The sequence below is a fragment of the Vibrio sp. QJM3NY_15 genome (assembly GCF_057785995.1).
The window spans coordinates 1,720,174-1,732,875 of record NZ_CM173517.1; the positions used below are offsets into that span (position 1 = coordinate 1,720,174).

12 protein-coding genes and 1 pseudogene are annotated in these 12,702 nt (G+C 42.4%); 10 read left to right on the forward strand and 3 right to left on the reverse strand.

Annotated features, from left to right (window positions below; translation table 11 throughout):
- Positions 1-39: 39 nt before the first annotated feature.
- Positions 40-630 carry a glutathione S-transferase gene (locus tag AC3CKG_RS07840; RefSeq protein WP_229632755.1) on the reverse strand — a complete coding sequence of 197 codons (591 nt, stop codon included), beginning with the start codon at positions 628-630 and terminating at the stop codon, positions 40-42.
- Between the two features lie 173 nt (positions 631-803).
- Between AC3CKG_RS07840 and AC3CKG_RS07845 the strand changes: the two genes are divergently transcribed.
- Positions 804-3,059, forward strand: a complete 2,256-nt coding sequence (locus tag AC3CKG_RS07845; RefSeq protein ID WP_488529172.1) for a peptidase U32 family protein — start codon at positions 804-806, stop codon at positions 3,057-3,059.
- A gap of 100 nt (positions 3,060-3,159) precedes the next feature.
- On the opposite strand, the gene AC3CKG_RS07850 is transcribed toward AC3CKG_RS07845, so the two are convergent.
- Together AC3CKG_RS07850 and AC3CKG_RS07855 are read right to left on the reverse strand one after the other, a co-directional pair.
- Entirely contained in the window at positions 3,160-3,624 is a 465-nt protein-coding gene (locus AC3CKG_RS07850; RefSeq protein WP_017091416.1) for an acyl-CoA thioesterase, read from the reverse strand.
- A 198-nt stretch (positions 3,625-3,822) separates the two neighbouring features.
- Positions 3,823-5,646 (reverse strand): ABC transporter ATP-binding protein/permease, encoded by a 1,824-nt coding sequence (locus AC3CKG_RS07855; protein WP_488529173.1) that lies wholly within the window; start codon positions 5,644-5,646, stop codon positions 3,823-3,825.
- Between the two features lie 527 nt (positions 5,647-6,173).
- On the opposite strand from AC3CKG_RS07855, the gene artP reads away from it, so the two are divergent.
- From artP to AC3CKG_RS07900, 9 genes and pseudogenes are all read left to right on the forward strand, one after another.
- A complete protein-coding gene (gene artP / locus AC3CKG_RS07860; RefSeq protein ID WP_065103468.1) occupies positions 6,174-6,902 on the forward strand; it encodes an arginine ABC transporter ATP-binding protein ArtP in 729 nt (242 codons plus the stop codon).
- A 104-nt stretch (positions 6,903-7,006) separates the two neighbouring features.
- Positions 7,007-7,738, forward strand: a complete 732-nt coding sequence (locus AC3CKG_RS07865) for an arginine ABC transporter substrate-binding protein (protein ID WP_488529174.1) — start codon at positions 7,007-7,009, stop codon at positions 7,736-7,738.
- A gap of 1 nt (position 7,739) precedes the next feature.
- The gene (gene artQ / locus AC3CKG_RS07870) at positions 7,740-8,426 is read left to right on the forward strand and encodes an arginine ABC transporter permease ArtQ (RefSeq protein WP_065103466.1); all 687 of its coding nucleotides are present in this window, start codon (positions 7,740-7,742) and stop codon (positions 8,424-8,426) included.
- Entirely contained in the window at positions 8,423-9,091 is a 669-nt protein-coding gene (gene artM, locus AC3CKG_RS07875) for an arginine ABC transporter permease ArtM (RefSeq protein WP_099167271.1), read from the forward strand. The genes artQ and artM overlap by 4 nt, the downstream gene beginning before the upstream one ends.
- A gap of 312 nt (positions 9,092-9,403) precedes the next feature.
- On the forward strand, positions 9,404-9,781 hold the full coding sequence (locus AC3CKG_RS07880; RefSeq protein WP_102280800.1) for a hypothetical protein: 378 nt from the start codon (positions 9,404-9,406) through the stop codon (positions 9,779-9,781).
- A gap of 134 nt (positions 9,782-9,915) precedes the next feature.
- The gene (locus AC3CKG_RS07885; protein WP_488529175.1) at positions 9,916-10,566 is read left to right on the forward strand and encodes a hypothetical protein; all 651 of its coding nucleotides are present in this window, start codon (positions 9,916-9,918) and stop codon (positions 10,564-10,566) included.
- 137 nt (positions 10,567-10,703) lie between these two features.
- Entirely contained in the window at positions 10,704-11,159 is a 456-nt protein-coding gene (locus AC3CKG_RS07890; protein WP_488529176.1) for a GNAT family N-acetyltransferase, read from the forward strand.
- A gap of 139 nt (positions 11,160-11,298) precedes the next feature.
- Positions 11,299-11,769, forward strand: a complete 471-nt coding sequence (locus tag AC3CKG_RS07895; RefSeq protein WP_488529177.1) for a hypothetical protein — start codon at positions 11,299-11,301, stop codon at positions 11,767-11,769.
- A 238-nt stretch (positions 11,770-12,007) separates the two neighbouring features.
- Positions 12,008-12,609, forward strand: a pseudogene (locus tag AC3CKG_RS07900) (glutathione S-transferase family protein).
- The last annotated feature ends 93 nt before the right edge of the window (positions 12,610-12,702 follow it).

The following is a 12,702-nucleotide window of genomic DNA, read 5'->3' on the forward strand; positions in this document are numbered from 1 at the left end:
AATCTAGGGATATCTCCAGCAATTCATAGCGACTTAATCCTATCCAAAAAGACAATCTTGTTTAGTTTCGTTCCACAAAGGGTATTGCTTCATGACTTGGGTGTATAGCTTACTCTCGAGGTGCGCTCTTAACCAACGTCCAACGTTCTGATATTCAGATTGCACAAACCACTTCTTCTCGACTCTTACGAACTGGCTAACAAAAGGCATCACGGCAAAATCGGCTAAGCTTGGTGTTTCTCCAAAAAAGTAGGCTTGGTCGGTGAGTAATGCCTCTAACTTGCTGATGAATCCTTCACAGGCTTGTCGACGTTGTTCCGTATCGATGTTTCGGTAACGAACAGACGCACGATACTTTTCTAAGTGACCAATAAATTCATCATCGTTAACTTTAATGAGCTGGTGGACTTGTTGGCTAAGTGTTGGGTTACTTGAACGCAGAAGATCTTGAGGATCGTTTTGTTGAAGCGCCCAATTCATCACATCTAAGCTCTGCTCGATGATTTGGCCATCTGGTAATACCAATACTGGAACAGTGCCTTTTGGTGAACTAGCCAATAGTTCGCTAGGCTTATCTTTGGTGACAATTTCACGGAGCAACACTTGTTGTTTTGATAAGGCAATGCCCATTCTTCCACGCATAGCGTAAGGACAACGTCTTAAAGAATAAAGGATAGGTAAATCGGATTCGTTTGGCATTATTGAGGTCATTTAGTTTGAAAAGTGTTGTTAGGTGGTAAAGAGATCGTGATGTAGGTAGAATACGCGGCTTAAAAATTATAAGTAAGTGAGCGACTTCAAAAATGAGCAGAAAGATTGAGTTATTAGCCCCAGGTGGCGATGTAGAGGCGATTAAAGCAGCTATCGTAGCAGGTGCTAATGCGGTTTATTGCGGTTTAGACACCTTCAACGCTCGTAACAGAGCCTCTAACCTGTCGTTAGATGAGTTGAATGGTGTGATTCGCCTTGCTCATGAATATGGCTGTGAAGTGTTTCTAACTCTTAACGTTGTGCTGCTGGAGCATGAAATTAAGAGCATCACTAAACTGTTAAACCAACTAGTGAACACCAAACTAGACGGCATCATTGTCCAGGATCTTGGTTTGTTCGATTTGGTGAAAAAGCATTTCCCATCATTAGATGTTCACGCATCGACTCAGCTGACTACGCACAACGAAGGCCAGATTAAGTTCTTGTCTAAGATTGGCGCGACGCGCGTTAACTTGTCTCGTGAATTGAACCTGCCAGAAATCAAAATGCTGACGGAAGTGGCACACGATCACGATGTTCTAACCGAAGTGTTTGTACATGGCGCTTTGTGTATCGCATTCTCTGGCCAATGTTACTCAAGCTCAGTAAGTGTGGGTAACTCAGGTAACCGTGGCCGTTGTAGCCAAGCATGTCGTGATGAATACGAAATCACCGATGCAGGAAACAAGTTTCCACTGAACCTGAAAGATAACTCTGCTTACTACGACCTACCTGAACTGGTTGACGCAAAAGTTGACTCGTTGAAAGTAGAAGGCCGTATCAAAGGCGCACACTACGTATACACAGTGGTAGACACGTGGCGCAAACAGATTGATAGCTTTGTAGAAAGTGGTTTGTTGATCGAAGACGATTCGAACCTACACAAAGTATTCAACCGTGATTTCACCAACTCTTTCCTTAAGGGCAACCTAACGAAAGACATGTTCATCGATAACCCTCGCGACAACAGCATGAATTACGCTGTAGATAAAGCGACGAAAGAGAACAATGAAATCTCTGTTGTGCAAATTCAAGAAGTGACCAGCGATCTTTACGAAGCTAAGAATGCGCTAGGCAGCGAAATGCGCGACAAGATCGAATTCCTTGATATTCGTAAAACACCAGTGTCATTGTCGTTTAGCGCGAAATTGGGTCAACCATTCACGGTGACAGTGAACACAGCAAAAGAGAACTTTACGCTTCAATCTAAATCGCTACTGATAGCGGCAGGTGAGAAGGCGATCGATCAAGAGTTACTTGAGAAGCGTTTCAAAGCTGTTAAGAGTGCAGTTCATGCATTAGAGAGCTACAACTACGATAACCTTGATGCTGGCCTGATTATTCCTTTGAAAGAAGTGTCTAATCTTAAAGATGAAATCGACTTCGTTCTTAATGGCTCTGTAGATGTGATTAAGCACGTTGACGTGCCAGCACTACCACAACATCCTAAGATGAACGACAAGCCAACCATGTCGATGCTGATCGCGGATGTGGAAGACTTGCACCTGTGTGATGTGACTGAAGCGGATGTTTACTTCAAACTACCTGAAAGCTTCAAGAAGCGTTGTAACAAGTACATCGATATCTTGGCTGCAAACCCACGCTTGATTCCTTGGTTCCCTGCAGTATTGATCGGTAAAGACTACGACGAAGCGGTTCGTATTCTGGAAGAGATCAAGCCAGCTCGCATCGTAACCAACAACACGGGTATTGCTTACAAAGCTTACGAAATGGGTATCGAGTGGGTTGCGGGTCCGTTCATGAACACGACCAACTCTCATGCCTTAGTGACTCTGCAAGAAGAGCTTAACTGTGCCGGTGCTTTCATTTCGAACGAGATCAACAAAGGTCAGATTCGTCATATTCGTCGCCCAGAGAACTTCAAACTGTTCTACAGCATCTACCACCCAATCTTGATGATGACCAGCCGTCAGTGTTTCTTCCAAAGAACCGTTGGTTGTAACAAGCCAAGCATCGAAGCGGGTTGTATGTTGAAGTGTGAGAAAGCGACCACGATTACTAACGTGAAAGGCATCTCTTTCGCGGTTGATAAACAGAAGGGCGGCTACCCAAGCATTTACAACCACGAGCAGTTCTTAAACCATGACGCTGTAACGGATTTCTCGGGTCTGTTCGATGAGTTCTTCATTGACCTAACCAACATCGGTGCAGGTTCGAAAGAAGTACAAGACAAAGTAGAGCTTATCAAACACTTCCAAGGTTTGATTGACGGCGTTGATGGTTCACAACAGAACCTAGAGCAGCTAGTCGAAGTTCGTACTAACGCTCAATACGTGCAAGGTCTATAGCCAAAAGCTTATAAGTCCAGAAGAACAAACAAAAAGCCACTCAATCGAGTGGCTTTTTAATGTCTGAAATTTCCTGAGTCTTTTTCAATTAGCGAATAGGTTATTCCGTCACTGCTTCCTGTTTGAAGCATGGGCTTTTCAACGTGTTCATCTTTTCGATTTCACTGGTTAAACGCAGTGAAAGCAACGCTTTTTGGTTAGACGCAAAATCGAACATAACGATGGTCGCAGTACCGATTGTCGTCAGCTTTTGTTGAGTCTTACTGACGATCGCGTATTCCATGGTGAAGCGGTCGTCTTGAATGTCGGTGACACGAGAACCAATCATCAGAGTGTCTGGATATGTGACTGGGCGGAAATACTTACAGTAAGTGTCGCCAAGAACAGGGCCAACTTTGGTAATCGCCATCTCTTCCATCAGCTCAACGTGCTTGAAAAAATCTAAGCGAGCGGTTTCGAAATAGCGAAAATATACGGCGTTGTTAACGTGATTGAGTGCGTCCATTTCTCCCCAAGCGACAGGGATTTCTGTTACTACCGGGTAGTCAGATAATAGTGCTTCCATGCGAACTCTCTTATTGTTATCTGTGTAGTTAGTGTTATCTGGGTAATTAACGTTATCTACTTATCCTTCATCGGGATAAGTTGTTATTGGAATAAAAACCCTACCGCTAAATTAACAAAACTGCAACACGTGTGATTTAAGTTTTTGAAGCTTGAAACCACACAATGTCAGTAACTTAGTTGCACATCCACTCAATGTTTACACATTAAGGTGTTTGAATTGCAGTTCAACTAGGCGTTGGTACAGTTCACAGCTATTGATGAGCGACAGGTGGTCGCCGATGTCTACCAACTGTCCTTTATCGAGTACTGCAATTTGGTCGGCGTGTTTAATTGTTGATAAACGGTGCGCGATAATGATCGTCGTTCTGCCACGCATTAATTCTTCTAAAGCTTGTTGAACATGATGCTCACTTTCACTGTCTAGCGCACTGGTTGCTTCATCCAATAAGAGAATATTCGGATCTTTTAAGATGGCACGAGCGATAGCGATACGCTGACGCTGACCGCCAGACAATCTCACGCCACGTTCACCAAGAAAGCTGTGATAGCCTTCAGGTAAGTTTTGGATGAACTCGTGTGCGTGCGCTTTTTTCGCCGCTTCGATAACTTGTTCGTCCGTTGCTTCTGGGTTTCCGTATCGGATGTTATGGAATACATCGTTACTGAACAGAGCGGGTTGCTGAGGAACCAACGCCATCTGCTTTCTCAGTTCATTCGGATCAAACTGATTCAGTTCAACACCGCCTAGCGTCACTTTACCCACTTGTGGGTCATAGAAACGTTGCAGCAGTTCGAATAGGGTGGTTTTACCTGCGCCAGACGGGCCAACCAATGCCAACACTTTACCTTCATGGGCCGTTAGCGTGAGGTTGCTTGTTGCGGGCTGATCGGGTCTTGATGGGTAACAGAAGGTCACATCATCAAAAGCGACTTCTGGTGTCACGTTATCCAGTGATGTTGGGTTTTTTACAGGCGCAACAATGTGGCTTTCAACTTGTAGAATTTCAATCAATCGCTCTGTCGCACCTGCCGCACGTTGCAATTCACCCATCACTTCAGAAATCGTACCTAGCGATGAAGCGACCATGATCGCATAGAAGACAAATGCAGCCAGATCACCCGCCGACATAGTTCCGTTGATAACATCACTGCCGCCAACCCAAAGCATGCCTGCAATCGCACTGAACACGATAACAATCACACCAGAGATTAGAATCGCACGCTGTTTTACGCGTTGGCGACCAATCTCGTAAGCCTTTTCTACTTCAATTGCGAATGACGCTTTCTCTTGTTCTTCTCGGCTGTAGCTTTGCACCGTCTTGATGTGTTCAATCGCTTCACCGGCATAAGAGCCCACATCGGACATCGAATCTTGGCTTTGACGGGATAGGGCTCTTACTCGTCGACCGTATACCAAAATCGGAATCAGGATAAACGGCACCGAGGCCAACACAATCAGCGTTAGCTTAATGTTGGTCGCGAATAGCATGATGATTGCGCCAATACACATCAGCGCGCTGCGCATCGCCATAGAAAACGACGAACCAATGATGCTTTGAAGCAGAGTTGTGTCGGTTGTGATGCGCGACATGATGTCGCCACTGCCATTCGTTTCAAAGTAACTCGGGTGAAGCGTCACCACGTGATTGAAAACCGACAGGCGTATATCCGCACTTACTCGCTCACCAACAGAAGAGACTAAATAGAAGCGGAAGAAGGTGCCAATCGAGATTAACACGACCACCACCATGATGAATTGAATCGCACTGCCTAAGTCTGATAGCGATTGTTGACTGAACCCTTGATCAATAAGAAGGCGGATACCGTGTCCGACCGAAAGGGTTAAGCTCGCCGTGAAGATCAACGCGATCAACGCGGCAATAACACGGCCTTTGTAAGGCTGAATGAATTTGCTGAGCTCGAATAGAATACTGAGGCTTTTCTTCTCAGGTTTGGGTTCTGACGCTTTTTGAGTAGAGCGCTGAGTCGAGTCGAGCGTAGAAGAGACATCGTTTTGCATATGACTGCCTTAATGTGTTGTCGCTTTAAGAATAGGTGGCTTGTAGCTTGTAATTCGTGTTGTTCGCTGCTGAAAACTTGTTATTGAGAATCGATGCCATTAAAGCATTTATTGCCGCGTGACGCTTCCTAGGAAACTCAATTTCCAAAATTTTCTTAACACTGATTGAATCAACAGAAACTGCTTAAAGGGAAAATTAAGCATTTCCTGTACACCAAGATGGTTGTGAAGCTGGCTTTTTAACCCTAATTTTTATGCAAGTAATTCTAAATCAATAGGGAAGTGTGTTCATAGATTTACAACCCAGTGATGATTTATAAATTATCAGTAAAACGTTTGCCTTTTAGCTCTAAACTAATCTTATCAATAACTTGTGATTTATAGATGTAAGACCAGTCATTGAGACTATTTTTTATGCAATATCTGTTACAAAAATTCAACAAATTAGTTTTTTATACATTTATCTTGCATAAAAGTTCAGTTTGAATAGAATAACCAACAAATGACAATTAATGCAGTAATCCGGCATGAGTATTCAAGTAAAGAGCATCAACAAATCATATGGCGATATCCAAGTTCTTCACGACATCAGTTTTAACTGTGAGAGTGGCGAAACCTTGGTACTGCTTGGCCCAAGCGGCGCTGGTAAGAGTTCACTACTGCGTGTTTTGAACCTGCTAGAAATTGCGGACAACGGCGAATTAGACATTGCTAACGAGCAATTCGACTTTGCTAGTCAGATCCAAGAGAAGCAGGGGCTTAAACTTCGTCGTAAAGTCGGCATGGTTTTCCAACAATACAACTTGTGGCCGCACATGACGGTAATGGAAAACTTGATTGAAGCGCCAACCAAAGTTGCAGGCTTAGATAAGCAAGAAGCCATCAAACAAGCAAAGGCGGTATTAACCACCTTACAGCTTGCAGACAAAGCAGACGCTTGGCCATTGCAACTGTCTGGTGGTCAGCAACAACGTGTTGCGATTGCTCGTGCTCTTATGATGAAGCCCGATGTATTGCTGTTTGATGAACCAACTGCAGCACTCGACCCAGAGATCACCAACCAAGTTGTTAGCATCATTAAAGAGTTAAGCGGCACAGGGATCACTCAGGTTGTTGTGACTCACGAAGTTGATTTCGCCAAGAAGATTGCAAGCCATGTTCTTTACCTTGAGAAGGGTTACATCGTTGAACACGGCACCAACGATGCATTTATTAATCCGCAGACTCCAGAGTTTGCCGAGTACCTTACTCATTAAACCTAAGTTAACTCACTAGATTTAGCTAAACACAACATCGATTAAAACAATCAAATTATAAGAATGGCCACAGGCCACTATCACAATGTATTCGGAGTAACAAAATGAAAAAGATTCTACTAGCTTCACTTATCGGCCTTGCTTCTTTCAACGCAGCGGCTCAAGAAGAAATCAAATTCGCAATGGAAGCAACTTACGCACCATTCGAATACATGGACGAGAACAACCAAATCCAAGGTTTTGACGTAGACCTAGCAAACGCAATTTGTGAAGAGATGAAAGCGACATGTACTTTCCACAATCAAGCATTCGATAGCCTGATCCCAGCTCTTAAATTCAAACGTTACGATGCGGCTATCTCGGCAATGGATATCACTGAAGCACGTCTTCAACAAGTGAACTTCTCTGATGCTTATTACGACAACTCTGCAGCATTCATCTCTATCGAAGGTAAAGTAGCAGACCAAGCAGCCCTTGAAGGCAAGCGTATCGGTGTTCAAAACGGTTCTACTCACCAAAGCTTCCTACTTGAGCAAATGACTGGCGTAACAGCTGTTCCTTATTCAAGCTACCAAGATGCATTCATCGACATGAAAAACGGTCGTATTGATTCAGTATTTGGTGACACAGCGGTAGTAGCGGAATGGTTTAAGAAGCAAGACAACCTAACGTATGTTGGCGAGCAAGTAACGAACCAAGAATACTTTGGTAACGGTTTCGGTATCGCAGTAAACAAAAGCAACCCAGAGCTCGTTGCACAGCTGAACACAGCACTTGCAGCGGTTAAAGCGAACGGCGAATACGACAAGATCTTCAACAAGTACTTCGGTAAGTAATATGCAGTTAACGGGTTACTCTTTAGGGCTCGTCGAAGCAAGCTGGATGACAGTTCAGCTTGCGTTCGTAAGCCTATTGGTTGGATTAGTTTTAGCGGTATTGTTTGCTGGCGGTGAAATGTCTCGTCGTATTGCAATCAAATGGCCGACAACTGCGTTCGTGACTATCGTACGTGGGCTACCAGAAATCTTGGTGGTTTTGTTTATCTACTTTGGTTCAACACAAGTGCTCTTCATGATCACTGGTGATTTTATTGAAGTGAGCCCGTTCTTATCTGGTGTTGTTGCGTTGTCACTTATCTTCGCTTCTTATGCTTCACAAACCATTCGTGGTGCATTGAAAGCAGTAAGTAAAGGGCAGAGAGAAGCGGCGAGTGCATTGGGTATTCCTCAATCTCGCGCCTTCTTCAGAGTTGTATTGCCACAAGCTGTAAGACACGCACTACCAGGTTTAACGAACCAATGGTTGGTTCTCTTGAAAGACACTGCACTGGTTTCACTGATTGGCGTAACCGATCTATTGAAGCAAGCGCAATTAACATCAGCAGCCACGCACGAAGCATTCACTTGGTACGCAACAGCAGCGGCTATCTACTTAATCATCACTTTAATCACGCAAAGATTGGTAAAAGTGATTGATGGTAAGTTCTCTATTCAAGGTTTGGGTAATAAAGGGGCAATGGCATGAATCAACAATACCTCTCTCAAATGCTTGAAGGTTTAGTGACCAGCCTTCAACTGACAGGCGCTTCACTGCTTGTTGGTTGTATCTTGTCACTGTTGATGACAGTAACGCTGATTCTAAGATTACCAGTAATACATTGGTTCACTCGTGGCCTTATTACGCTGTTCACGGGCACACCATTATTGGTACAGATCTTCTTGGTGTATTACGGCCCAGGTCAATTCGATTGGATTCGTGAAAGCTTCCTATGGACATGGTTAAGCCAACCTTGGTTCTGCGCGATGTTAGCATTAGCTTTGAACACCGCTGCATACAGCACGCTACTGTTCAGAGGTGCATTCAACGCCATTCCAGCAGGGCAGTGGGAAGCATGTCGCGCACTAGGTATGGACAAAATCGCAACGCTTAAAGTGTTGCTGCCATACGCACTGCGCCGCGCTGTTCCAGCTTACTCGAACGAAGTGATTCTGGTATTCAAAGGCACATCACTGGCAAGCACCATCACTATCATGGATTTGATGGGCTACGCTCAGCGTATTAATGGGCAAACCTACGACACGCTAACCGTGTTCGGCATTGCTGGTGCATTTTACCTAGCCGTAAATGGCGTATTAACGCTTATCTTCCGTCAGGTAGAAAAGAAAGCCCTAGCATTCGAAGCCGCGTAATCTAGCGACTCACAAGCCTAACTAACGTATAAAGCCTGCCATTTATGTTCCCATAGATGGCAGGCTTTTTTGTGTTTGGGGTACGTGTAGATGAACAGTGGCTATATACAGTTCAGGACGATTTTCGCTAGAACTATACGGTGTAAAAATGCTCTTTATCTTATTATTCGACGTGCTTATCTGTGCTTTAAGTCACTGAAATTATAAAATTAATTGTGGTAGAGTTCCGCCCATATGAAACTGGATTGAATGATTCTGTATTTGAATGCAGAATTTTTCAGTCTAATAGTTGTTATAAATAAGGGTGGTGTAATGGTTATTAAAGCGATCAAAGCACAGTATCGATTGCCGATGAAATATCAAAAAATCACGTCTTATGTTGGCTTTTTGGGTGTAACTCTGGGCATCTTCATATGTACTAAATTAAGCATGTTGTTAGCAGGCTGGTTTGGCGTTGATCTTAATTTACCTTTAAGTCAATTAAATGGTTCAGAGTATAGTGTTTATCAATTTTTAGGTTCACAACTCTTAGTGTTAATACTGTCGGTGTATGCGGGTGTTGTATGTGTCGCGAGCGTTTTTTCTTTAGTAATGTGCCTCTTAGGTAAGTTTAGTTTACGTGAAGCAATTAGTTATACGTTGTTCTCCAAATTTCCTAAGTCATGGATGAACCCATACAAAAATTTATAACAAGGAATTTAAGCAGACTGCCAACGCTTGGCATTTTTAGCTCGGTTTAGCTTCAGTTATTTCGTTGGTAAATTTGCGTGTATTGATAGTGTTGTCAGTTACTTAATTGAGCGTTAGTTGAATAGGGAAACTTTATGAGAAGGAGTTTAAACTCGGATTTAATTTTTCAGGAACTTGAGCCTAAGCTAAAAGTATTAATTGATAACTATGAAAGTGAAAGTATTTACGCGGTAGTGATTGCTGAAGGCGTTGTTTACATTCATACAGAAGCTGGTTTCAATAAAACTCTCAATGAGTACATTGAATGGTGGGATCAAGCAAACAAGCCCTTAGACAGTTGGGAAGCGCTTGAAGAATACGAAGAGGATAAGTTAGATACTTGGTCAGATTTGGATGGAATTATAGACACACAAATTCAAGAGAAAGTTAAGGCAAATGATTCTGAGTTGACCGGTACGCATAAAGTTGAGTTGTTGAGGTTGATTAACGCTGAGCGCGCGAGTAACAAGTTAGAGGACACCTATAGGTCCGAAGAGACCCGTGAACGAGTAAGGAAAAATATCGGAGATTGGAGCAACCGTTATGCTATCGGACTTTATGGTATGTCTGGTTATGATGAAACGGCATATGATGAGCATTATGAATTGAGTCATGATGACCAAAAACTGAGCGAGTATGGAGTCGCGATGCAAGCTTTACTTGAGCTTGTTATGTATAGCGATCTTTTTAAACGAGTGAACTTATCTTCTGACTTTTATCACCGTACGCAAGAGCACAACTATTAACGAACAAACTGTTCAATAATAATTCGCAACACGTGGCATTTTACTATGCGTTTGTTTTAGTGTTTAAGGTGGTTACGGTAGCTTTGGCATTACGTGCCTCACACCTTAAACAATGCGTTGTAACTTAAGAGGTAAAAATGGAATTTCGTGAAGCAAAAGTTGAAGATATAGAGCAATTATCTATGCTTTTTCATGCTTACCGTCAGTTGTCGGTGAGCCTAGATAGTGCAGCTAGTAAAAGTGAATCTTCAGATTGGATAGCTTCTAGGTTAAATGATGGAAGTGGTGTTTTTCTCCTAGCAATAGCTAAAGAGCAAGTACTTGGTTTTGTAACGTTATACCAAGGATTCAGTTCAATTTCGTTAAAAAAATACTGGGCGTTAAATGATCTTTATGTATCTACCGAGGCAAGGGAATTAGGACTTGGACGAGCCCTAATGGAATTTGCAGAAATGTATGCCAGAGACACTAATGCGAAAGGTATTGAACTAGAAACATCGCTTGATAACGTTGTAGCTCAATTACTGTATGAAGAATTAGGTTATTTGGAAAATACAAAATATAAACAGTACTTCAAACAAATGAAACTATAACAAACAATTTAAGCCGAAAGCCAACACGTAGCATTTTTAATGGTTTTAGCTTGAGTGATTCTGAGTATATTAATAACGTTGTTAGCTGCTTAATTGGACGTTAGGGGCTAGCGATAATTTATCAAAATAAAGGTCAAACATGTTAAGTAGTAAAATTTTTAATAGCTTGGAAATTAGTAAAGAGTTGAGTTCATACATAGAAGGGATTGATGATTACGATGACCCTTATTTTGTAATTTTAAGCTGTGAAAGTAATTTAGATCTCGCCGTTAAATCTATGGTGGATGTCGCAAAAACGTATGAAGACGGCTTGTACAGTTGCGAAGCTTTTGAACTAAATCACTCATTAGTTTTGTTTTCAATTAGTTGCGCAATGAAAACAATTAATGCTGTGTCTAATAGAGTACTAGACAGTATTAGCGCTACCGGCTTGTTAGTTCATATATCAGTTTTTCATCACAATAGCCTAGGTGAAGCACTGGAGACGTTTAAGTGGTCGACGCAGCTTCTAGAAGAGGTTATTCAAGAATCAGGTAATAAGTCATCTATAGGGGTTAATGATTTTTCAGATCGCGAAAACTGGGATGGTATTGTTCGATACAGAAACTAACACATAACAAGAGACTATAGCATCAATGACCAGTTCTTGGTTGTGCTTCGACCCCACATGGTGCCATCGTTTAGCATAGTGCTAAGGCTCACAATTACCTTTCGCACATACGCGATTATTACGGCTTTCTTAGGCTTTCCTGCTGCCAAAAGTAGAACGTAATATAGGGTTATTTTCTTCGCTTGGTGATTTGATTTTTTTATCGTGGTTAGTATTGGTTTGATAGTCGGGAGGATGCATGGAAGTTTTACTTTATAGCGCAAGGGGCTCGAACAGCTCTGAAAGAGTGGAGTGGGTGCTCAACTTCAAGGGGATACATTTCGATAGAATAGAGGTGAGCTCTAGCGAACTAGCGAACTAGCGACAACGTACTTAGATATAAACCCTTTTGGTTATGTTCCATCACTTTCTGTCGATGGTTCTGTGTTTTCTGAATCAATGGCGATTATCGAGTATCTGGAAGAACGCTTTCCTAAACCAACCTTATTTGGCAAAAATCTTGATGAAAAAACTCATATCCGAAGAGTTTGCGAGTACGTAAATACCAGCATCCACTCACCCCAAAACAGAACCGTATTAAAGTTCATGCATCCAGAGTTAGATGAAATGTCAAAGCGCGAACTTCGTGGGGATTGGATTATGAGGTGCTTAGAAAAGCTAAGTACGTCAATTTGCCGTGAATCAGGATTGGCAGTGGGTAACAGCTTTAGTGTCGCCGATATATTTGTGGCTTCAATCTATAAAAAAGCGTTACAACATGGTTGTGTAAAAAGTGACTTTTACGATAAGCATTTGATGTACGTTAGGGTAAATGAAAGTGCCTTGGTTTCTGAGCCATAAGCATAATAAACAATCTAAAATCGATTCGATATGTGTGGCGCTTTTACTGTGCAATTTTTGTGATTAGGCATATGCCGAAGCATCGTGTTGAGT

Coding starts and splice junctions, on each gene's coding strand:
- AC3CKG_RS07895 (WP_488529177.1), top strand. CDS start 11,299: ATGTTAAGTAGTAAAATTTTTAATAGCTTGGAAATTAGTAAAGAGTTG.
- AC3CKG_RS07890 (WP_488529176.1), top strand. CDS start 10,704: ATGGAATTTCGTGAAGCAAAAGTTGAAGATATAGAGCAATTATCTATG.
- AC3CKG_RS07845 (WP_488529172.1), top strand. CDS start 804: ATGAGCAGAAAGATTGAGTTATTAGCCCCAGGTGGCGATGTAGAGGCG.
- AC3CKG_RS07865 (WP_488529174.1), top strand. CDS start 7,007: ATGAAAAAGATTCTACTAGCTTCACTTATCGGCCTTGCTTCTTTCAAC.
- artM (WP_099167271.1), top strand. CDS start 8,423: ATGAATCAACAATACCTCTCTCAAATGCTTGAAGGTTTAGTGACCAGC.
- AC3CKG_RS07880 (WP_102280800.1), top strand. CDS start 9,404: ATGGTTATTAAAGCGATCAAAGCACAGTATCGATTGCCGATGAAATAT.
- AC3CKG_RS07840 (WP_229632755.1), bottom strand. CDS start 630: ATGGGCATTGCCTTATCAAAACAACAAGTGTTGCTCCGTGAAATTGTC.
- artP (WP_065103468.1), top strand. CDS start 6,174: ATGAGTATTCAAGTAAAGAGCATCAACAAATCATATGGCGATATCCAA.
- AC3CKG_RS07885 (WP_488529175.1), top strand. CDS start 9,916: ATGAGAAGGAGTTTAAACTCGGATTTAATTTTTCAGGAACTTGAGCCT.
- artQ (WP_065103466.1), top strand. CDS start 7,740: ATGCAGTTAACGGGTTACTCTTTAGGGCTCGTCGAAGCAAGCTGGATG.
- AC3CKG_RS07855 (WP_488529173.1), bottom strand. CDS start 5,646: ATGCAAAACGATGTCTCTTCTACGCTCGACTCGACTCAGCGCTCTACT.
- AC3CKG_RS07850 (WP_017091416.1), bottom strand. CDS start 3,624: ATGGAAGCACTATTATCTGACTACCCGGTAGTAACAGAAATCCCTGTC.